The following is a 22,816-nucleotide window of genomic DNA, read 5'->3' as shown; positions in this document are numbered from 1 at the left end:
GATATAAAAATCAATTTAATGTGCTTAGTATTATAGCATAATTAACTAGTAAAATCAATCTAGAACCCTAGTACGGGCGTACGTTCTGTCGCTCTCTGGCTTTTGTGTCATTTGCTTCAGTATCCGGCACTTGGCGCTGCGGGAAACGGCGGCGTGGAGCAGTTGGAAAAGTCATCTTTGGCTCGTCTGAGTCAGGCTTTTTACCACGCGCTGGCGATTTCACGACAGAATGCGTTGGCGTAGCTGCCGACTTAACAGACTTCAAGCCACCAACCTCATTTATCACCGGAATGACAATCGGTGTTCGGCGAGTCTGATCGTACAATATATGCGTAATCTCATCTTTAATTTCTTTTTTGATCACATCTAAATCATATTTACCAGAAAAACTACGTGCCGCTTTTTGCTTCAAGTACTGGCGAATCATATTCATCAATTCTTCAGAGTCGCGCAAGTAAATAAATCCGCGAGAAATAATGTCTGGGCTAGTCAATAATCGTCCCGTGCCACGCTGTACGGTCAACACCACAACAAACATTCCCTCTTGCGACATGTGAATGCGATCTTTCAGTACAACCTCAGAAACAATCGCACCAGTATCATCATACATAACGCCACCAACATGAATTCGCCCAGCTTTCTTTGCTTGCCTTTCAATATCAATCTCAATAATATCTCCAGCATCACACACAAAAATATTCTTACGAGGAATTCCGCATTCCTTTTCCGCCAACCTGGCATTATGCACCAACATGTGGAATTCACCGTGAATTGGCATGTAATAAGTTGGGTTAAGTGCATTGATCAATTTAACGTGGTCGTCATAATATCCATGACCCGACAAGTGTAATGGACCAACACCCGTCAAGTGAGTCTTTCCGTTTTGAATAACATCAGAACCCTCACGCATCAGACCGTCAACCGTTCGCACCACGCTTTTTTCATTGCCAGGAATTGGATTTGAGCTAAACACCACAACGTCCGAGCCCTTAATTTTCATATATTTATGAGCACCCGTCGCCATGCGATTTAAGACAGCATTAAATTCACCCTGCGAGCCAGTACAAACTACGGCAATTTGATTATCTGGCAATTTAACAATATCTTCCATCTTCATGATGGTGTCTTTAGGAATCTTAATCGTTCCCGAACGCAGCGCCACCTCTAGGTTTTGAATCATCGAGAATCCAGCAAATGCCACCTTGCGTCCGTGCTTATGCGCCTCTTCCAAAATTAATTGCAAGCGATGCACCTGCGATGAGAAACAGCTTAAAATAACTCGACTATTACTAAACTTGTCCATCACCTGACCGATAGAATACTGAATATCAAATTCCGTATGCGTATGTGTACCGGCCGACTCACAGTTAGTCGATTCATTCATAAACATTAAAATGCCTTCTTTTGAAGCCACTTCAGTCAGCCGCTCAAGGTCAAACTTCTGGCCGTCAACTGGACTCTCCTCAAATCTCCAGTCACCAGAATCGACAATCACACCCATTGGGGTTCGAATAATAACCGCCGTAGAATCAGGAATTGAGTGGTTAACTCGCACCAACTCGATTGAAAAATGCTTAGAAACTTGAACAATTTCGTGACTCAGCGGATCCATCACTCGATAATCTGGCTTAAAATCCACTTCTGAATCGTCCATCGTTCGATCAAGCATGCCAATCGTAAACTTAGAGCCATAAACTGGCGCTGGAATACGATGAATGAAGTGACGGAACGAACCAATGTGATCAAGGTGCCCGTGCGTAAATACGTGTGCCTTAATTTTATGCTTATTCTCTTCCAGCCAAGTGATATCTGGCGTGATGTAATTAATGCCTGGATAATCACTGCCTGGGAACAGAAATCCCATATCTACGATGATAATCTCATCATCATATTCGATGGCGTTCATATTCTTACCAATTCCCATTTCGCCCACGCCACCAATCGGAATAATCCGAAGTTTCGGCTGACCGCCGCGAACAGGTTTTGGTTGCATTTTGGCACTAAATTGCTCACCGCCATATCCGTTGTAAACCGACTTATTTACAGGAATATCAATCAAGTGCTGTGAAGCCCTGAGATTAACGTTCTCGCTTGTTCGTCGCTGAGCTCGAAAAACTTCACCCTTACGAGTAGTTGTACTATTCAAAACTGCATTATTGTTTTTCTTTGACTGTGGACGCTTGTTGGCGTCGTCTTTTTGCGGTGTTGCTAGTCGCCGCTGACCCATATTGTTATACTCCTTTTTTATTACAATATAATTCAAAAACCAGGTATAGAGGTAAACTGATGTAAATTCCTCTAGTTAGTACTCTTATATTAGCAAACCGCTCATTTTTTGTCAAAGAACAATGTTTTATAACAGAGGTCAATTAATCATCGCCATCCACCGACGTGTGTGCGAATTTACGCTTGCCGCGATAAGCAAAGAAGCCGATTGTCAATAAATTAGCCACCAACAAGAATCCAATCAAAACCCACATACTGCCGCCGTAAAATGCGTTATCTAGCCCACCCGAAATAGCCTGACGCAATGCGCGAATCGAGTAAGTCATCGGCACTAGCGGATTAATTGCTTGGAAGAATCCGTTGGCAGTTTGGATTGGGAATGTTCCTTCGCTGGAGCCCAATTGAAGCACCAAAAGAACCATCGCTAGGAATCGCCCCGGATTGTCCAAAACAATCACCAAAAGCGACACAATCGACATATACGCAAACGACGTCAGATAAACTGCCCCGATGAAATGCGCTGGATGCTCTGGAGTTAGTCCTAAGAAAAATACCATCACCAACATCAAAATCGTTGCTTGCATAAAGGCCGCCACGCCAGCCACTGAAGCTTTAGATAGCCACCAACGAATCGCACTTTCCTGTTCAGAAAAAGTTTTGCGAATCGGATAAATAACATTCAGGACAATTGCCCCAACGAACAAACTTAGCGACAAAACATACGGCGACAAAGCGTAGCCATAGTTCGGAACATTGCCCTTTTCGGTCATTTCCGACTTCACTGGATTCGCAATTTGCTGCTGAGTCGTAGCGCCAGTTGGTTGAATTTTTATGCGATTAGAAGCGTCCGCCAATTTATTCGCCAGCGTATCCGCGCCGCTTGCCAGTTGCGAAGTTCCATCAATTAACGCGCCCGAGCGACTTTCTAATAAACTCGCGCCATTCGCCAATTTTTGACTGCCCGATTTTGCTTCGCTTAAGCCGTTTGTTAAGCTTGCCGAGCCCGCCAACAATTGATTATTCGCAAATCGCACGCTGTTATAGCCGTTAAATGCGGTGATTGCGTTTGGTGTCAATTGATTGACGCCGTTATTCAATATAGAAACTCCAGCCTGAAGCTGCGTTTGTTGTGCTGATAATTGTTGAGTTAGCGTTTGAAGATCGTCACGTAGCGTCCCCATCTGCGCGATAATCGTCTGAGTTTTCGTGAATGCTCGAGAAATATTGCTAATTTGCGGCAAACTTATCGTCGTCGTAGAATTGCCACCAGGAGCGGCTGCTTGCGCGCCCAAGGTCCGCAAAGTGCCGCCCGCCGTCAACAAGTCGGATTTCGAATCTTCTATTGTTTCCTTTAAAGTTTGCGCGGTCGTTTCTACCTTGTTTTGCTGAGCCACGAGCGCTGGCGATGGATTACTCACGCTGGCGTTTAACTGATTTATGCCCGATTGCAATTGTTTCATGCCGTCAGATAATTGTGACAATTGAGATTCGGTCGGCAAATTGTTCGACAATTGCCCCAATCCCGCCTGTAATTTACGAGAACCGTCGCTAAGTTGTGCCAGTCCGCCAGTCAAGGATTGCTGATTTACCGCTAATTGCTTAACGCCGCCAACGTATGCTTGTGTGCCAGATTGCAATCGCCCTAATCCGTCGTGCAAAGTTGACGCGCCGTTAGCTGCCGTGTCCAGCCCTATTCCAAGCTTGTCCAAATTCTCCAAAATTCCCTTAGCGTACGCCTGAGTGATTTGTTCAGACACCGAAGATTTAACCTTGGCGGCAGCTTGATTGCTGACTAGCGAACCGATATAGTTTTTCGCTGGCGTGGTCGTAAAATTAATAACCGCTTGCTGAGGTTCAGATTCGGTAATTGACGCCGCTTTCTGCGAAAAGTCGGACGGAATAGTTACCACTGCATAAAAATGCCCGCTATTCACGCCTTCGTCTGCTTGTTGCTTACTGACAAACTCCCAGCCCAAATCGTGATTATCTTTCAGTTTTTTCTCGACAGATTCGCCGACATTCAGCGATTTGCCATTTAAGCTGGCGCCCTTATCTTCGTTCACAAACGCCACCGGCAAGTTTTTTGTTTGTCCGTACGGATCCCAAATTGAACCTAAGAAAAATCCACTGTACAAAATCGGGATAAACGAAATCACAGCCATGGATATTAGCAATATTTTATTACTAAACAAATGTTTCCACTCGGCTCGTAACATCTTATTTTTAATCATGTGTAACCTCCTCTGCGATATCTTCCAGCGTCACAGTTTTCAAATATTCACTCCACTTTTCCTGCGCTTCAGAGAAAACCTTTTCTATCATATTCATACCAATTTCCACCTGACGAGGACGCGAATGAAAAACTCTCTCAACAATTCCCTGGGGTTGAAAAAATGGCGATTCCCCCTCAATTGCAAGGACAACATCATGCAACGTAACTTCGTTCATTTTTCTCGCTAAAATAAATCCACCGCCAGTTCCCTGCGTTGAAGTGATTAACTTTGCTATTACCAATTTCCGACTAATTTTCTTCAAGTACGTCGGCGAAACCATCATCTTTTCCGCCAGCGCATCATTAGTTACCGGCGTCGTCCTTTTCGGATCCGCCAGAATCGCCATAATACAGCACGCTTGCTCAACAGCTCCCGATAATCTCATACAAATCCTTTCTTGACTTAGATATAATAGATATCGACTATCCACTATACTACGCCTGGGAAACTTTTGCAAGAAAATAGTCTAATTAAGCGCCGCTATTATTCTTCACAAATTCCACAGCCTGAATAAAATCGTCAATTAATGTCTGGCGCATACCGCCGTTATAAAGCGCGGCCGCCGGATGATATAGCGGAATCACTACGAATTCAAGCTCATGCAGACGCACTTTACGTGGACGACCGTGTTCTTTACTGATCTGCAATCCTGGAATAAATCCGCCGCCACTGTGCCGCCCTAAGGTCAAAATAGCCTTTGGCTGGATGATTTCTAATTGCCTGAGTAAATATGGCCAAAATTGGCGCTTTTCCTCTGGTAACGGGTCACGATTATTCGGCGGTCGATATTTAACAATATTAGTAATATACACATCTGAACGTTGCAGATCAGCAGACTTTAACATTTCATCAAGGAATTTTCCCGCAGCGCCAACGAACGGCTTGCCCTGCAAATCTTCATTCTTCCCCGGCGCCTCGCCAATAAAAACGATATCAGCATCAGGATTTCCATCGCCCATAACAAGCTGCGTCGCCTGATCCGCCAGATCCGAGCAAACCTTCTCTTTTACAATTTCTTCCGCCAACGCGTCCAATTTAACCTGCTTGTCCATATATTTATTCTATCAAAAAACGCCCCGCAAGAAACGAGGCGCTTCTGATTAATAGAGAATATTAACTATTGACCTTATCCTCTAAAGTCTTCTTGAATTTTTCTCCACTCTCTTTCCACTTATTCAATACCTCTTCTTTAGTGATTTTTTGTGGATGCTTTGGAGCTTTTGGAGGTGTACCTTCTCGATTATTCTTAATATACTTTACGGCATCTAGGATATACTGTCTTATTTCTGTGTAATATTTTTTCAGATTTTTACCATATTCGGAAACTGTTTTATTATCAGATTTTGACATCTTGTCCAGATAATCCATACAATCCTTCATCTTAGAGTCGTAGTACTCGGCAACCTCATCTTTAGCCTCCCTAATATATCCACTAAGTCCAGAAGGTAACGAGCATGTCTTACTAAAATTATATTCTGTATATGCACCAACAAATTCAATATATTCTTTCGCCCCGTTATTCCAGCTGTCTATATACTTATCGTAAGCCTCTTTAACCTCTTTATCTTTAAGCGCCCTATGAGAACTCATCTTCTTATTGAGGTCATCAACCTTCCCAACCATTTTATCTGTTTCAGCTTTTATATTTTTTTTACTGTTGTCAGACACGAAAGAGCTCTTTAAGTCGATGCTTGTAAATTGCGAAAGTAGATCTTTATAATCCTCTTTACTCGGACCACTCAAAAGTATTACAGCCAACACTACACCAACTATGGTTATAGTTAACCCAATTATTCCGCCAATGATTCCCCATAGAGCACCTTTACTCATTTTCTTTTTTGGTGGCATTTGGTATGGAGTTCCCATGACTGGTTGTTGCGGGAATTGTTGTTGCGGTTGAGGCTGCTGGAATTGCGGCTGCTGCGACTGTGGAAACTGTTGAAACTGCGGCTGCGGCTGCGGTGGTATTTGCTGTCGATTCTTACTGTTGCTACTATCATCCATAAATAATATTCTCCTGACTTTTATACTCTTTGACATTATATCGCTATAGATTAGTTATAGTCAAATAAAACACCCCGATTCCTCAGGATGCTTTATTTTTAATTACAGACTATTTATTGGCTTTTTCTTCCAATATCCTTTTGAAATTGCTGAAACTATCTTCTAGTTTTCTGGCTACTTCATAGTCACCAAAATGTGGCCTAAGTGAAACCGTAGACGGCAACGAAGGCTCACGACTATATTTTTGCAAATAATCTCGTCTAAATGTTCCTACTTGCGCATAGTACCGTCTCATCTTTTCATAGTACTTTTTTAGATCTTCGCTATATTTCTTGACTCCGACACTATCAGTCTTCGATAGTCTATTCAAAGAATCCACGCAACTCTTCATTACAGAGTCAAAATGTTTTTCTGCCTCATCTTTAGATTTTTCAAAGTATTCTCTTACGTTGATATCGTTACACTTATCATCGACACCTTCTTTTGAAAGGATTACCTCCTAAAATTACGGTTATATATTTACAAACCAATCATCGTCAAATTAATCTTACCGCGCTCGTCAATTCCAGTAATTTTCACGCGAACAGTTTGCCCTTCTTTCACAACATCAGTCACTTTTTCAACTCGACGTTCTGCCAATTTTGAAATATGAACCATTCCGTCAACACCAGGAAGTATATTCACAAATGCACCAAAATCTTTAATGCCAACAACTTTACCTTCGTAAATCTTGCCGACTTCTGGCTCCTCAACCAGACCCTTAATCCAATTCATAGCCTTTTCAATCGACGCGCCGTCTGGGCTAGCCACAGTAATCAAACCATCTTCCTTAATGTCAATCTCAGCACCAGTTTCCGAAGTGATCTTATTGATCGTCTCGCCACCCTTACCAATAATCACGCCAATCTTATCTGGGTCAATCTTAATCTTCTCAATTCGTGGCGCATACGGACTGAGCGACTCACGAGGCTCCGGAAGCACGCTAAGCATATGTTCCAAAATGTGCGCACGCCCCGCTTTACTCTGCTCAATTGCCTGACGCAATATCGCCACTGGCAGGCCATGAACCTTCATATCCATTTGAAGAGCCGTAATACCCTTTGAGGTTCCGGTTACCTTAAAGTCCATATCGCCAGCAAAGTCCTCAGCATCAGCGATATCGCTCAACACATACGGAGTATCGCCGTCCATCATTAGACCCATCGCAATTCCACTCACTGGAGCCGAAATTGGCACGCCAGCGTCCATCAACGCCAAGCAGCTAGAACAGGTCGCCGCCATCGAAGTAGAGCCATTCTGACTCATAATCTCAGTAACTGAGCGAATAGCGTATGGAAAATCCTCTTCAGTTGGCAAAACTGGAAGCAAAGCACGTTCCGCCAAATATCCGTGACCAATTTCACGTCGACCTGGACTGCCCATTCGCTTAACCTCACCAACTGTATAGCCCGGCGCATTGTAGTGATGCATATAACGTCGCTCACCGTCGGTAATTTCCATAGTGTCAATCAATTGCGAATAACTCAGTGGCGCCAAAGTCACAATATTCATTCCCTGAGTTACGCCACGCGTAAATAAGCTGGAACCGTGAGCGCGCGGCAAGAATCCAACTTCTGAGCTAAGCGGACGAATCTCGGTCAATTGTCGACCGTCAGGACGAACTCGCTCAGCGACAATTCCTCGACGAACATCTTTATGTAAAGCCAAAGTAAACGCTTCATCATAATCACCACGAACTTCGCTATATTCTTCCTCGTCCAGTCCCAATTTTTCCACCATCGCCTCATGGAACTCGGCGCGAATTTCGCTTATCATTTCATTGCGCTCTGGATATGGTCGACGAATTTTCTCACCAAATTTTCCATCAACCCACGCGTCAACCGTTTGCTGAATTGATTCATCTGGCAAAATTAGATCATATTCCTGCTGTGCTGGCGCAACTTTTTCCGCCAATTCGCGCTGCAAGGCAATTGCTGGCTGCATCATCTGGTGGGCCCACGCCATCGCATCAACGATAACGTCTTCTGAAACTTCTTTAGCACCAGCCTCTACCATTGTTATGCCGCTTTCAATACCAGCCACAACCAAGTCAAGATCTGACTTTTCGCGCTCTTCCGGAGTCAAGAACGCCTTAAATTCGCCATTCACTCGACCCACGCGCAAACCAGCCACTGGACCGTCAAACGGCGTGCCAGTTAACATTAACGCACTAGACGCAGCGATCATCGCAATTACATCTGGACGGAAACTCGGATCCATACTCAAAACAGTTGCAACGACTTGGATTTCTTGTCTATAACCCTTCGGGAAAAGCGGACGAATCGGACGATCAATCAATCGACCAATCAATACAGCTTCATCACTCGGGCGACCTTCACGCTTGATAAATCGGCTGCCAGAAATCTTACCTGCTGCATAAAATTTTTCTTCGTAATCAATCGACAATGGAAAATAATCCAATTGCACTGGACGCGAGCTAACTTGAGCGCTACCCAAAACTACAGTATCGCCATAGCGCACCAAAACGCTACCAGTCGTCCTAAAACCGACGCGATTCACTTCTAAAGTCAGCGGTCGACCACAAAAATCAGTGGTAACACTAAAAATCTCCTTGCCGCTTGGATTGATAATACTCATAAAGAGCTCCTTTCTTGCGGTAGTAACAGGGATGAAATTACTTAGCAATTTAGTCGTCTCATCTCTATCACTTCCGCGTTACAAATTGCTCCTTATATTATACTAAAACCTCAACCCAAACGCCAGCCACGAGCGCACTTAACATAACCCTATTAACAGATGAGTGTGCTATAATTTATTCATGTCACTTCAGCTAGATTCAGTAAAAAATCGCCAGAAAAGCTGGAAAAGCTATATCTTAACTATAATCGCAATCTTAATGATTCTTGGCGGAGTTTATTTGCTTGCTCTCATCAGCACGCCCCTTATTTTGTCGCAAAACATTAACCCAAAAGACAACCACACCACTCAGCTCATCACTAAAACTGAGAATAAAATTACCGAAAATCGACTTTATATACCGAAAATCGACATAAATTTGCCTTATAGTACTGGTGGCGCCGAAACAATGGAACGTGGCGCATGGTGGCGTAAACCAGAAAATGGCAGTCCAAAGGATGGTGGCAATTTTGTCTTATCTGCGCACCGTTTTATTATGGGATTAACTCCTCAGCAGACGCTCAGAAAATCACCTTTTTATAATATCGACAAATTAACTGTCGGCGATGAAATTATCATTGACTATAACGGCGTGCGTTACAATTACGTCATCAGCGAAAAACAAAGCGTTAAACCAGATGCCATAGAGATCGAACAACGTACAGATCAGCCGCAATTAACTCTTTATTCCTGTACTTTGGGCGGCGCAAACGACGGACGAGATGTGATTATCGCCAAATTGAAAAAATAGCCAGAACAACAAAAATCCCCTTTTCGTCAAAGGGGATTTAAGCAGTTTTTAGCGTAAATTATTTACGCAAACCTAACTTGGCAACAACTGCTTTGTAACTCTCAAAATCAGTTCGCTCCAAATATTTCAGCAAACGCTTGCGCTTACCAACCATTTGGATCAAGCCGCGACGAGCCATGAAGTCGTGCTTATTCGCCTTCAAATGCTCCGTGACTTCTTTGATACGAGCCGTCAAAACTGACACCTGAGCTTGTGGGCTACCGACATCGTTTTTATTGACCTGAGTCAAAGCAATTGCTTTCGCTTTATTTTCTTTGCTAATCATAGCTTTGTAATTATACCAAGCTTCTCTGTTTTTTGCAATTAGCTAGTAATCCCAAAGTCCGCCAGAGTCTTCGCCTGATCAATAGAATAGTCGGCTATTTTTGTTCGACGCAAATTCTCACAATACGCGCCCGTCCCCAATTTCTCGCCAATATCCACCGCCAGCGTCCGAATATAAGTTCCACTTGAAACGTGAGTTCTGATCTTTAATTTGGGATATTCATATGTCAATAGTTCCAATGAGTAAATTTCTATCACGCGCTTAGGAATCTCAACTTGTTTACCTTCGCGCGCCAATTTATACGCTCTTTCACCATTAATCTTTATTGCGCTAAAAATTGGCGGTGTTTGCTCAATTTTTCCCACAAATTGACCGATTACCCACTGAACTTCTTCCAAACTCGGCTCATAATCAGACACATCAGTAATTTCGCCTTCCGGATCACCTGTCGAACTATTCTTGCCCAGAATAATTTCCGCCTCGTACCACTTATCTAACTTAGTGAAAGTTTCAGCTTCGCGGCATTTCTTTCCAGTCACAATAATCATTAGCCCAGTAGCAAACGGATCAAGCGTACCCGTATGGCCAACCTTCACCTTCTTTCCCGCCTGATTAGATAAAACTCGTCGCAAGCGTGCCACCACCCCAAAGCTAGTCATTCCCTGGGGTTTATCTATGATAATCACTTCGTCCATCAACTATTGTCCTGGAATCTGGAATTGTGCTGGATTGAAATCTGCGTTTTGAGCTGGCTGAGTTGGCATTGCGGTGATCGGCGCAGGTGCTGGAGCTTGCGGAGCGGTTACTGGCTCGGGAGCTACCCCTAACGGCGCAATCTGTGGCATTCCACTTACATCAACACCCGTAGGCGCTGGCGGCATCGGCGGCAAGGCACCGAAATCCGGCATTGCTGGCGGCATCAGCAAATCAAAGCCTGGTATGTTATTTTCAGGATTTGTTATTGCTGGCTCAATTGGCGCAATCGGCTGGCTCGACACTGAAGTCGCTGGATTGTTTAATTGATTTGTGTCGTTGGTAATTGCCGAAATAATCGACTCTTCAGATTGCGGTGCAACAGGTATTGTCGACAATTTTTGCTCAGCGGCATTAGTTGTCGCGAACGGATCAATCTTTGGTGGTTCATCAGACGCGCCCATAGCCGCATTTAACGGAGCATCGCCAAACGACGGCGTACTATCACCCACATATTTACCGTGCGTTAAAATGGTTTTATTTTGGTCGTTAGCCAATTCCCTAATCTTATCCTCGGCAGCTTGTGTAGTCGTTGCGTTCAGAGTGCCACCCATCAGTGGAGTTTCCTCAAAAGAAAGCTCGCCCTTTGAAACTATTTTTTCACTCGGCTTTTCTTCCTCGGCTTGCGGCTCCTCTTTTATTGGCTCAATTTTAGCCAATTTCTCTTCAGCAATCCTAGCAGATTCTTCTTGCTTTTCCTTCGCTGTTTGTTCGGCGACTTCATCAACATCGCCCTTCTTTTCGTGGCTAATCGACAAAGTTCCGTCCGCGTGTACAGTTTCCTCATCTTTCTCCGCTTCTTCAGTTTTACCCTCTGAAACTTCTTCTTTTTCTGGAGATTTTTCTTCGATCTTTTCAATCTTCTGTGGCTCGTCCTCTACTTCACTCTCTGCGATCTTTGAAACCACCAATTGCTGATTCGCGCCAGCCGCCATAAGTTCTGCGGCTGTAGTCATAACCTTTGATGACGTATTGCTATTACTAAATCGGTCAGTCACTGCAACAATTCCCGTAAGCAAAGCCGTCGCCATCTGCTCGTCCAGAGTTACCTTTGGCGTTTTCAGGTCATCAAGCAACTCCACGACCATTTCGCTCACACCACTAGCATTAGATTCGTGCCAATCAACGGAACCCAGACCGCTCTTTATGTCGCCCGCCGTTATAGCCACAACCGTAGCATCGTGTAAAATCTTACCGTGCGCAGTCAAAGCCGTGTCAATACTTTCACTATTTTCAACATTTAGTGCCAAAACCAACTCAACGTTATAATCGCCCTGTGAAAATTCCAAGTCTTTATCGGTAATTGTCGTACGATATGGCGTAATGAAAATCTTTACGGCATCGTCAACAACTTTATAGCGCAAATGGTCAGCCTTCTCTTTATCTAAAGCAATAATAAAATCACGTAAAGAATCTGCAGTCTGCTCAAACGTCTTATCAGGATTCAAGAACGTAATTGCTGGCGGAATGTCACCACTAAACACAGCCGTAGCGTGCTTCCCTAGTCTATTGAGGAAAATCGTCAATCCTAATGCTGCCGACAATTCATCGACTGACGGGCTAGAACTCACCGTCACTAAAATATTCGTTACATCCTTTATGCTCTGGATTACTTTTTGCTTTGCTGATCCGTTTGACATGATTTTTCCTATGTTTGTTTTGTAATTACGCTTGGCATCACTATACCATAAGCACTACCGTAAAGTCAATATCTAAGCCACCTCTTTACAATTTATGCTATTTTCTGTATAATTCTTCCTGATTAGCGATACAAATCTATAGAGGTAAAGGAGAAACATGCCAATCATCAAATCCGCCATTAAGCGTGCTAAACAAACCCTAAAGCGCCGCGAGCGAAACATCAGTATTAAAAAAGACATTAAGACTGCCGTTAAAGCCTTCTCTGCAGAACCAAGCGCAAAGACTCTTGCTGCAGCACAAAGCGAAATTGACACCGCTGTTAAAAAAGGCTTGATTAAGAAAAATACCGCTGCTCGTCGAAAGAGCGCATTGAGCAAAATTGCTAAAAAAGCAGACGTCACATTAGAAACTGCTAAAAAACCAGCCGCAAAGCCAGCAACGGCTAAGAAAACTGCCGCTAAAAAAGCTCCAGCAAAGAAGCCAGCTACTAAGAAAACTGAAAAATAATCTATAAAGATTACTAGAAAATACCCCGGAATTAACTGGGGTATTTTTATTTAACATCAGTCGACTAATCGACTCGCCAATTTATATACCTGTTTAATTTCTCTGCTCTCTAATTTCCAGCTGCTGAGCTCCATTTTAATCAACTCTGGAAATTTCTTGCTAATATCTCTCAAAGCATTTCCTGCCGACTTTCTAACATATTCACTGGAATCTTCTTTTAATGCAGCAATTAGTCTAATGGCTTCGCTCGGATTTTCCCTGAAATATGGTCGACTCGTCCATATTCTTAGTCCCTCCGTTACGGCTCTCCTTGTATTTGGATTATTGTTTTTAACCATTCATCAATTATTGGAAGTGCTTTTTCATATCCTATTTTCTTGCAAAATTCATCAAATGCCTTTGCCAATACTTCCTGAACTCTCCAATTGTCATCTTTGGAAACTTCATCTCGCATAAATGCCAGAATATCATTTTGTTCTGATAAGTATCCAAAAAGAAATACACCATACATCCTTACTTGATATGTGTCAGATTTATAATCTAAAAACGCCAACTTCTTGATATGTTCATTAGCATTAGATTTATAATCGGTTAAGGCTCTTTTTTCTTCCTATTTGAAACCATTTTCTATCAAAGAAAATTCTTTTTCTAAACTCGCAATATATTCTTTTACGCGAATATCATCCATAAAATCCAGCAACCTCCCTATTCCTTGGTGTATTTTCCAATTCCAACCAGCGCCGCCTCCACAAGCAACCACGGATTTACAGAAGTTGTTTTCATTTGCAAGTCCGCCCGAAGCAGCGCATCATTTATCCTCTTCAGTTTTTCCTTATCGATACCTTTTGCTGAAGACGCCAATTTTCGTAAAACATACGGACTAGCCGAAAAATCCGAAGCCACCAACTTACTGTCGCCGTCAGCCAAAACCAACGCCGTCAAGTTAGTTGCCTGCGAAGCGAGCAACCCCATTGTCTGATAAGCGCCGTCAACGCCACTTTCCGACTCCAAATAGCTAATTATATCGTGAACTTTATCATAATCACCCGCCAGCGCCGAAACAAACAAATCAAATATATTTTCCGTCCTCCCTAGAGGTATGAAGTTGTCAATTAAATCATCTGTCACTTTTTCCGTCAGCGCCAATTGATCCAAAAAGTTGCTCAGTCGCAACTGATCAAATCCCAAGCGATCAACAATTATCTCTGCTTGATGATTCGTTAATTCACACCTACGAGCCTTCGTCTCCGCTACACACCACTTTAAAAGCTGCGATTTTTGACGATCGCTAAGCGGTGAAAATTCCTGAACTTTGGCATTTTTCTGCAGCCACTTATACGTTTTCGTTCGCTTATCAATTTTATCTTCCACCAAAATAATTGTCCTGTCATCATCAAACTTCATATCTGGAAGTTGCGACCAAACCTCAGAATTTTCGCTCAATTTTGAAATCAAATACACCGATGAGTTGATAAACAGCGTCTGCCCAATTGCTATTTCCTGCATTCCAGCCAGCGTCAAATCTTCGCCATCATGTCGCGCTGCTTTTTCGTTGCCGATCAGCTTAGTAATTGCTTGTCGTTTCTCGAATTCATTTTCACCGTAAAAAAGATAAATCACTTCGCCTCCACTTGGCAAACTGGACAAATATGAGTACCTCGTCCAGAAACCTTCATCTTTACAATTTCTTGGTCAGGATGCCGATGACACGGCTGACCTTCCCGACGAAATACGTGCGCAAACGACAAATAATTACCCCTCCTGCCTTCAGCGTCAACATAATTTTTATCCGTCGAGCCTCCCTGATCAATACTCAATTGCAAAATCTGACGCAGTTCGTTAAACAAATCTTCTAATTGGTCATCGCTAACGTTTTTAACTCGCGTTTGGGGATGAATTTTTGCAGCCCACAAAGCTTCATCAGCGTAAATATTACCAACCCCAGCAATCACCGACTGATCAAGAAACGCTGGCTTGATCATCGAATTTTGCCGACGACGAATTCGCTTAATAAAATCACCTGCCTCAGTTTTTTTATCAAGCGGCTCTGGCCCAACCTTTTGCATAAATGGCAAATTTTCTATCTCATCGGTCGGCATTAATTTCATCCAGCCGAACTTACGCTGATCATTGAAAAATAAGCGAGAACCATCAGTAAAATCAACCTGCACGCGTGTCGATCTATCAGGCAAATCACCGATCAAACTGTCACTAGGATGACCACCAGCAAAACTATTAGCCCCACGAAAAATCAATTGCCCAGTCATCTTAAGATGTATCACCAGCGAATAACGCGTATCAAGATCAATCATCAACACTTTTGCGCGACGTCGCACCGCCGTTACATGCGCACCGTATAAAAATTGCTGAACGTCAGTGGGTGAATTCGGAAAGCTTTTTGGCGAATCAAATACTGTCGCTCGCACAACAGCCTGACCTGGCAGCAAATCCGCCAAACCGCGACGAACTGTCTCAACTTCGGGTAGCTCGGGCATTCGGCAAGTCCTACAGCTTAAACAAAGCTTCTTCTTGACTTAGACCAATTCCAGCCGCCATTTTCTTGCCGTCAGGAATTTGTTTCAAAAACATATCCAAAATCTCGTTTACATTAGCTTGCGCCGAACCTTTAGAGCCGCTACAATCCGACGTCCACAAGCTCTTCACAACGGAATTGTCCTTCAAAGTTTCGAATTTGTAAATTTTACCGCTAGCACAAATTCCCCGCAAATCGTTTTGCTGCTCAGTTAGCGGCGTACCTTCCATCATTTTTCGCTTATCAAGCGCATAAACCAGCTCCGTATAGGCCTTACTGTTATTGTCCAATTTTTTCTCTGCAATCGGCTTATCCAAATATCCCTCGTACGTCGTCATTTCGCGAGATTCTGGCGAAATAGTGATGCTATATGAGCGGAAATTCTCATTCGCTACAATTGGTCCGCGTACCGTCAATCGAACCGCACTTCCCACGTCCGTCGACAACAAAGCAACTTGTCCTACGTTAACATTCTGATCTGTTGTTTGACCTGAATCATTTTTACCAAATAATGCTCGACCAATCGCAATAACCGCTGCTACCGCCACAACCGTGATAACAATAACCAGCAAAATTGGTACAAATCGAGAAAATGAATTTCGTCGTTGAGTGTATTTCATGGCGTAATTATACCATATTTTCTACACTTCGCCCCAATTTACGCCCGTCCCGACATCTACTTTCAATTTAATCGGCAATTCTGGACAAACGCCTTCCATTTCCGCTTTCATAATCTCGCTGACTTTCTGGACGTCTTCAGGTTTGCATTCCACCAAAATCGAATCATGAACCTGTAAAATCGCATCAGCCAAGCCCGACAATTTATCCTCCAGCCGAATCATTGCCAATTTCATCAAATCCGCTTCCGTGCCTTGAATTGGCATATTCATCGCAGCTCTTTCTGCCGAAGATCGCACCATAAAATTGCTCGATTTTACATCAGGAGTTGGTCGTCGCCTACCAAAATACGTCTCAACAAATCCCTGTTCCCGCGCTTGAGTTAGAATTTTATCCAAGTACTGACGAATCGGCTTTCGCACCTCAAAATAATGATCAATAAACTTTTTCGCCTCTGTAAATGACATTCCCGTAGCCGCCGCCAAACCGTGCGGACTCATTCCGTAAAGTACACCAAAATTGATCACTTTAGCCGCTCGACGCTGAGATTTGCTTACTTCGTCAATCGATATTCCGTATGTTTCCGCCGCCGTTTTTGCGTGAATATCAACATCGCTATTAAAGTCTTCAATCAATTTCTCGTCGCCTGCCAGCACAGCCGCCAGCCTCAGCTCAAATTGCGAATAATCCGCACCGACAAAAACTTTGCCATCACTCGGAACGAATGCCTGACGAATTTTCCTACCCAGTTCAGTCCGCACCGGAATATTCTGCAAATTCGGATTTGTACTGCTTAGTCGCCCCGTGCTGGTTACATCCTGATTGAATGTAGTGTGAATTCGCCCATCAGTCGCCATCAATTTTGGTAACGCCTCAATGTACGTACTGATCAATTTGGTCAATTCTCGATATCGCTCAATCAACTCGATAATCGGATGTTGTCCACGTAATTTGTCCAACTCTTTTTGACCTGTTGAATATCCAGTTTTTCCCTTTTTTATGCCCGCAGTTGGTAATTGCAATTTGGTAAACAAAACCTCAGAAAGTTGCGCTGGACTAGACGCGTTAAACTCGTATCCTGCCATGGAATACATTTGTTGTTCAAGCTCATCAACTTCCGCCGCCAGCTCATCGCCCATCTGTTTTAATAGCGTATCATCCAACTTCATCCCACGTTTTTCCATCTGGAATAGCGCCCAAATTACTGGAAAATCAAACTCGTAAGCCACACGCGCAATTTGCGAATTGTTCGACATGTAAACTTTTTGTTCACGATAAATTTTGTGCAAGCGAGCCAATTGATAAGGCGCGGAATTGTCGTCAGAAAAATCACCAGACAGTGCATTCAAACTACGATCACGCTTCAGCGGATCAATCAAAAATGCCGCCTGCTCAACATCCCAAACTTCATGAAAACGCACCGCCACGCCATAATTATCCAACGCGTGATATAACCGTTTGACATCAGCCGCGATCACAGTTCCCTGCGCCAATAATTGCCACACGGATTGACTAATCTCATCAATTTTCGCCGTCCACGCCGACTCAGGATTTGAGCTTATGTAAATTACGTCAGGCTCCGACGAATCGATATATATTATATTTTCCGCCTCAAACATCGGCATGTCGGGCAATTTTTCAATTCGTGGAATATCCAACTTCGGTTCTTCTTTTTTCTCATTTTCCGCCATTTGCATCGTTCGCGGCAATCGTCCAATCAGCGAATTAAACTCCAACTTCTGCAGAATTTCCGTTACTCGCGCAAAGTCGCAATCATTAACATCCGCCACATCCCAGTCCAGCTCAATCGGCACGTCCGTCCAAATTTCCGCCACTTGCTTGGTCAAATATGCCGACTCGCGACCATTTTCCAACTTCGTTCGCAAAGCGCCTTTTTGCTCGTCCAGATGTTCATAAACTCCGTCCAGAGTTTCATATTCTTGCAATAATTTCACCGCCGTTTTCTCACCAATTCCCGGCACTCCCGGTAAATTATCACTTGAATCACCCTTCAGCGCTTTCAAATCTAAGAATTGTTCCGTCCGAATTCCATATTTTTCTTCAAAGTGTTCCGCCGTAAATTCCTCAATATTCCTTAAACCATTTTTCATGGCGTAGACTTTGGTCATCGGTGATATCAATTGCAATGCGTCCAAATCCGACGTTATCAAGCACGTTTCAATTCCGCGAGATTCTGCTTGCCTGGCAAACGCGCCCATAATATCGTCCGCCTCGTAATCATCAATTTCATAAAGCGGCCAACCAAACGCATCAAGCAGCTCGTGTAAAATCGGAATTTGCTGGTAAAAGTCATCTGGCGCCGGCTTGCGACCAGCTTTATATTCTGGATATAATTCCCGCCGCTTGCGGATATTCGTACCTCGCTTATCCCAAGCTACCGCCACATAATCCGGCTCTAATTTCTTAATTAGCTCAATTGCCAAACTTACAAATCCATACACACCACCAGTCGGAGTTCCGTCAGCCATCGACAATCCCGGCATAGCATAATAACCTCGGTAAAACACCGACTTTCCATCAATAACTACTAGACGCTTCATAGTTCTATTGTAGCATTTAAGCGGCTATCGTCAGAGAATTGGTTATTGACACCTCAGCAAGTTTCTTCTGTGCTCTTTCGTATTTCTCATACAGCCTCTTGCGCTCCTCCAGATAGCTATAACAATGAGCATACTCAATTTTTCTATTATTATCAAAGAATATCGTTATAGTCTCATCTATGCCTGCGTCGTCAGGACCAACAAAAAACTCATAAGAGGTTTTTTCATACCTAGGATAACGATCGACCTCAAGCTCTTTTATGAAGGCATACTTGAGACTTACCTCACCATCTGAAATCTTATACACCTGATAACGATCCTTTGGTTTACATGAAGATGTGGCAGAATTTTCCCAAATCATCCACAGCTGTCCGTACTGATCCCGAACTGGACTATCAACGAATCTCTCCCATCTATCACTGCCGTCTGGATTACGATCAAATTTCGACTCCAGCTCCTTAATCTGAGCCATTATCTTATAATTCTTTATCGATTTTTCTTGATCCTTAGTATCAAGGTCAGAAGGAGAATTCTGAGGCAACTCTTCAGCATGTCCATGAACTGTTTCCATAATACTTACCCTAAACATACGCTCTATTTTGAAGAATGTCAACAAATTGTTAAAATTATTACATGACACAACCACACGCAAAAATTATCGCCCTGGTTGGATTGGCGGGCAGCGGCAAAAGTTCTGCTGTCGAATATTTGACAGAAAAAGGATTTCCAAAAATTTATTTCGGTGGCGTTATCTATAAGGCTATGGATGAGGCCGGAATTGAAAAAACTTGGGATAATCAACAAAAATTCCGCGAAGAGATTCGTCGCCGCGAAGGCAAAGATTTTGTAATCAAACGCGTTATAAAAAACATCCATGATTTGATTAATGCTGGCCAAAATAAAATTGTTTTGGATGGACTATACACTTGGAGCGAATATAAATTCCTCAAACATGAATTCCCTGGCCAGGTTGTTGTTATTGCCATCGTTACACCAAAACACCTCCGCTATCAGCGGATGATTAAACGAGCAGAACGCCCAATGCAACCGCACGAAGTTGATCAGCGCGACTGGTCAGAAATCGAGAATCTGGAAAAAGGTGGGCCAATTGCTATTGCTGATTATTTCATCATTAACGACGGCAGCCTCGAGCAATTACACCAAAAAATAGACGCCGTAACCCACGACGCCCATTTTTGTAAATCGCCCGAACAGTGTTAACTAATCCAGATATTCGTAAAGTTTTTTCGCATCCTTATGTTTGCGAAGTTTTGCTAGCGCCTTAGCTTCAATCTGACGGATTCGCTCACGCGTAACTGCAAACTCCTGACCAACTTCTTCCAAGGTGTGGTTTTTTCCATTATCCAAACCAAAACGCATTCGAACAATTTTCTGCTCGCGATCACTCAAACTTGATAGAATTTCCTGAACTTGCTCTTTTAACAATTGATTTGAAGCGGAATCTTCCGGTGAAACCGTATCTTCGTCAACGATAAAATCTTGTAATACAGAATCATCATCTTCACCATCACGACCAACACCAGCATCCAAAGAAGAGATGTCTTGCTTAATCTTAATGACATATTCAATTTTCTCTGGCTCCATATCCAATTCTTTAGACAATTCTTCAATTGTCGGCTCACGGTTCAATTCCTGTGTCATTCGTCGCTGAGTACGCAGCAATTTATTGATCGTTTCCACCATGTGAACTGGAATACGAATCGTTCGCGCCTGATCAGCAATCGCACGCGTAATTGCCTGACGAATCCACCAAGTTGCATAGGTCGAAAACTTAAATCCCTTATCTGGATCAAACTTCTCAACCGCACGCAAAAGCCCAGTATTTCCCTCTTGAATCAAATCTAAAAAGTCCAAGCCACGACCCGAATATCGCTTAGCAATTGATACCACCAAACGCATATTCGCCTCAGCCATCTTGTCCTTGGCCTTTTTATCGCCTTCAACAATTCGGCGCGCCAAGTCCATTTCCTCTTCAGCGCTAAGTAGTGGGATTTTACCAATTTCCCGCAGATACAACCTGACTGAGTCGTCCGACACGTCGTCCAAATATTGCCCAGTTGTCAACGAATCCAAATCTTCCGATTCTTCTTCGTCTATAAGTGTTGGATCAAAATCATCATCTTCATTTAAGTTTACTGGCTTCGTCGTGATATCGTCGCTCACATTTTCTCCTTAATCAGATTATTTAAGCTCTGGCGCAAATTCTGAGACAAAACCTCATCACCCGACGCCTCGGCCTCTCTAAGCTGCGTTAATAATTGATTCTTTTTGTTTTCGCGATGTTTGATTGTTATCTGTCTGACTAGCCGAGCCATCTCTTCGTCCAAGCTTTTTTGCTCCCAATTGGCGTAACGACTTTCACTTTTCAACTGTACTATTTTCACATACTGTTCGATTTTTTGCAAGTCCAGAGGAACTTCACCCAGGTCTACGTCTGGGTTTTTTCGTATATAACCAATCAATTGCCGCGCACCGTCGCCGTCCAGCATTTCTCCAGAAATCGCCGCCAACCAGCGCCGCACAGATTTTTCACTCGCCGCCAGCCCCGCCAGCATATCTTCAGTTTCATCCTGAACCGGAGTCGGTTTTTCTTTTTCAATTTTCGCCTTTTTCAATTGATGTTCAGCAACTTTTTCATTCGACAATTTTGCCTTCAGCGCAGTAATTGACGCGCCAGTTTTTTCAGAAATCACCGACAAATAATGCTCTTGCTCCACCGGATCTTTCAAACCTCGGACAATCCTCAGTGCAATAGTCGAAAATCGCCGCTTGCCTTCCGCCGACTTCAAATTCTCCATTTCCGCGTATCTGGCAATCACCCAATCCACCGCTGGCTGAGATTGGTCAATCGCCGCTTGCCAAAGCGCTGGATCTTTTTGGATCAATTCGTCTGGATCTTTAATGCCATCAGGCAAACTCACCACTTCCAACTCCACACCGACTTCCTGTGCCAAGTTGATAGCGCGCTCCGTCGCGTTAACTCCCGCTCGATCGCCATCAAACGCCAAGCGAATCCGCCCCGCCAATCGACTAAGCGACTTCAAATGTTGCGTCGTCATCGCCGTTCCAGAAGTCGCAACCACGTTTTTAACGCCCGCTTGATGACTGCTAATTACATCCAGATTGCCCTCAACAATCACCGCTACATCGCTTTTTCGAATCGCCTCCTTGGCTTGATGCAAACCAAAAATATATCGCGATTTATCGAATAACAGCGTTTGCGGCGTATTTAGATATTTTGGCGCGCGCGGATCGTCATGAATAATTCTGCCCGTAAATCCCACAACTTCGCCATTGCCGTCACTCAACGCCACCATCATTCGCCCACGAAACAAATCGCCACCAAACCGATTCGACAAGCCAGCGTCCGCCAATTCCTGCCTAGAAAATCCTCTTTTTTCCAATGCTTTAGTCAATGCGTCGCCATTCTCCGGTGCATAGCCAATCAAAAAATCACCAATCGTTTGACGATTTAATCGCCGTTTTTTAACCACATAATTCAGAGCTAATGAATTTTTCACCAAATTCTGCTGATAAAAATTGGCAGCCAGTTTCAGTGCTTCCCTAGCCCTGGCGCGACGCTTGGCCGTTCGTCCGTCGCCATTAGAAAACAAAGTCAGATCAACGCCCGCCTTTCGAGCCAAATGCTCCAGTGATTGACGAAAATCTATTCCTTCCACCATCATCACAAATGTAAAAATATCGCCACCTTTTCCAGAAGAAAAATCGTGCCAAATCTGCTTTTCTGGACTAACCATAAAGCTTGGGGTTCGCTCGTCGGTAAACGGACTTAAGCCCTTCAAGTTGCGCCCCGCTCGCTTCAACTGAACATACTCACCAATCACATCCTCGATGTTCAGTCGCGCCCGCACTTCTTCTTTGGCATCATTCATATTTTTATTATATCACTATTTACCTCTGTTATTG

General features: G+C 43.6%; 19 protein-coding genes and 1 pseudogene. 3 read left to right on the top strand and 17 right to left on the bottom strand.

Annotated elements, in window-relative coordinates:
• Positions 1–67: 67 nt before the first annotated feature.
• From LR957_RS00105 to pnp, 6 genes are all read right to left on the bottom strand, one after another.
• On the bottom strand, positions 68–2,227 hold the full coding sequence (locus LR957_RS00105) for a ribonuclease J (RefSeq protein WP_232272986.1): 2,160 nt from the start codon (positions 2,225–2,227) through the stop codon (positions 68–70).
• 142 nt (positions 2,228–2,369) lie between these two features.
• On the bottom strand, positions 2,370–4,457 hold the full coding sequence (locus tag LR957_RS00100) for a YhgE/Pip domain-containing protein (RefSeq protein WP_232272985.1): 2,088 nt from the start codon (positions 4,455–4,457) through the stop codon (positions 2,370–2,372).
• Positions 4,450–4,884 (bottom strand): RrF2 family transcriptional regulator, encoded by a 435-nt coding sequence (locus LR957_RS00095; protein ID WP_232272984.1) that lies wholly within the window; start codon positions 4,882–4,884, stop codon positions 4,450–4,452. Before LR957_RS00095 ends, LR957_RS00100 begins: the two co-directional genes overlap by 8 nt.
• Positions 4,885–4,969: 85 nt before the next feature.
• Positions 4,970–5,551 carry a uracil-DNA glycosylase gene (locus LR957_RS00090; RefSeq protein ID WP_232272983.1) on the bottom strand — a complete coding sequence of 194 codons (582 nt, stop codon included), beginning with the start codon at positions 5,549–5,551 and terminating at the stop codon, positions 4,970–4,972.
• A 61-nt stretch (positions 5,552–5,612) separates the two neighbouring features.
• Positions 5,613–6,503, bottom strand: coding sequence for a hypothetical protein (locus LR957_RS00085; protein WP_232272982.1), 891 nt, complete (start codon positions 6,501–6,503; stop codon positions 5,613–5,615).
• A 519-nt stretch (positions 6,504–7,022) separates the two neighbouring features.
• A complete protein-coding gene (pnp, locus tag LR957_RS00080; RefSeq protein ID WP_232272981.1) occupies positions 7,023–9,140 on the bottom strand; it encodes a polyribonucleotide nucleotidyltransferase in 2,118 nt (705 codons plus the stop codon).
• Positions 9,141–9,321: 181 nt separating this feature from the next.
• Between pnp and LR957_RS00075 the strand changes: the two genes are divergently transcribed.
• The gene (locus tag LR957_RS00075; RefSeq protein ID WP_232272980.1) at positions 9,322–9,930 is read left to right on the top strand and encodes a sortase; all 609 of its coding nucleotides are present in this window, start codon (positions 9,322–9,324) and stop codon (positions 9,928–9,930) included.
• Positions 9,931–9,988: 58 nt separating this feature from the next.
• Here the strand turns inward: LR957_RS00075 and rpsO are convergent, their stop codons facing one another.
• The 3 genes from rpsO to LR957_RS00060 are packed head-to-tail and all read right to left on the bottom strand — an operon-like array spanning position 9,989 to position 12,648.
• Positions 9,989–10,255, bottom strand: coding sequence for a 30S ribosomal protein S15 (gene rpsO / locus LR957_RS00070; RefSeq protein ID WP_129632131.1), 267 nt, complete (start codon positions 10,253–10,255; stop codon positions 9,989–9,991).
• 38 nt (positions 10,256–10,293) lie between these two features.
• Positions 10,294–10,950, bottom strand: a complete 657-nt coding sequence (gene truB / locus LR957_RS00065) for a tRNA pseudouridine(55) synthase TruB (RefSeq protein WP_232272979.1) — start codon at positions 10,948–10,950, stop codon at positions 10,294–10,296.
• A gap of 3 nt (positions 10,951–10,953) precedes the next feature.
• Positions 10,954–12,648 (bottom strand): DHH family phosphoesterase, encoded by a 1,695-nt coding sequence (locus tag LR957_RS00060; protein WP_232272978.1) that lies wholly within the window; start codon positions 12,646–12,648, stop codon positions 10,954–10,956.
• 157 nt (positions 12,649–12,805) lie between these two features.
• Between LR957_RS00060 and rpsT the strand changes: the two genes are divergently transcribed.
• Entirely contained in the window at positions 12,806–13,156 is a 351-nt protein-coding gene (gene rpsT / locus LR957_RS00055) for a 30S ribosomal protein S20 (protein WP_253073038.1), read from the top strand.
• Between the two features lie 56 nt (positions 13,157–13,212).
• Here the strand turns inward: rpsT and LR957_RS03655 are convergent.
• The 6 genes and pseudogenes from LR957_RS03655 to LR957_RS00020 all read right to left on the bottom strand — a co-directional run bounded on the left by LR957_RS03655 (position 13,213) and on the right by LR957_RS00020 (position 19,439).
• A pseudogene (locus tag LR957_RS03655) lies at positions 13,213–13,844 on the bottom strand (DNA alkylation repair protein).
• 17 nt (positions 13,845–13,861) lie between these two features.
• On the bottom strand, positions 13,862–14,776 hold the full coding sequence (gene holA, locus LR957_RS00040) for a DNA polymerase III subunit delta (protein ID WP_232272975.1): 915 nt from the start codon (positions 14,774–14,776) through the stop codon (positions 13,862–13,864).
• Positions 14,773–15,651 (bottom strand): bifunctional DNA-formamidopyrimidine glycosylase/DNA-(apurinic or apyrimidinic site) lyase, encoded by an 879-nt coding sequence (mutM, locus tag LR957_RS00035; protein ID WP_232272974.1) that lies wholly within the window; start codon positions 15,649–15,651, stop codon positions 14,773–14,775. Before mutM ends, holA begins: the two co-directional genes overlap by 4 nt.
• Before the next feature lie 10 nt (positions 15,652–15,661).
• Entirely contained in the window at positions 15,662–16,309 is a 648-nt protein-coding gene (locus tag LR957_RS00030; protein WP_129632112.1) for a hypothetical protein, read from the bottom strand.
• Between the two features lie 21 nt (positions 16,310–16,330).
• Positions 16,331–18,868, bottom strand: coding sequence for a DNA polymerase I (gene polA / locus LR957_RS00025; protein ID WP_232272973.1), 2,538 nt, complete (start codon positions 18,866–18,868; stop codon positions 16,331–16,333).
• A gap of 16 nt (positions 18,869–18,884) precedes the next feature.
• Entirely contained in the window at positions 18,885–19,439 is a 555-nt protein-coding gene (locus LR957_RS00020) for a hypothetical protein (RefSeq protein WP_232272972.1), read from the bottom strand.
• A gap of 62 nt (positions 19,440–19,501) precedes the next feature.
• Here LR957_RS00020 and LR957_RS00015 point away from each other — a divergent pair, with 62 nt between their 5' ends.
• Positions 19,502–20,089 (top strand): AAA family ATPase, encoded by a 588-nt coding sequence (locus LR957_RS00015; protein ID WP_232272971.1) that lies wholly within the window; start codon positions 19,502–19,504, stop codon positions 20,087–20,089.
• Here LR957_RS00015 and rpoD read toward each other — a convergent pair whose 3' ends face one another.
• Positions 20,090–21,040 carry an RNA polymerase sigma factor RpoD gene (gene rpoD, locus LR957_RS00010; RefSeq protein WP_376787544.1) on the bottom strand — a complete coding sequence of 317 codons (951 nt, stop codon included), beginning with the start codon at positions 21,038–21,040 and terminating at the stop codon, positions 20,090–20,092.
• 8 nt (positions 21,041–21,048) lie between these two features.
• On the bottom strand, positions 21,049–22,782 hold the full coding sequence (gene dnaG, locus LR957_RS00005; protein ID WP_232272970.1) for a DNA primase: 1,734 nt from the start codon (positions 22,780–22,782) through the stop codon (positions 21,049–21,051).
• Between the last annotated feature and the right edge of the window lie 34 nt (positions 22,783–22,816).

Origin of the sequence: Candidatus Nanosynbacter sp. HMT-352, assembly GCF_021222645.1 — a bacterium.
GTDB lineage: Bacteria > Patescibacteriota > Saccharimonadia > Saccharimonadales > Saccharimonadaceae > Nanosynbacter.
This window is presented reverse-complemented; position numbering and strand designations above follow the sequence as displayed.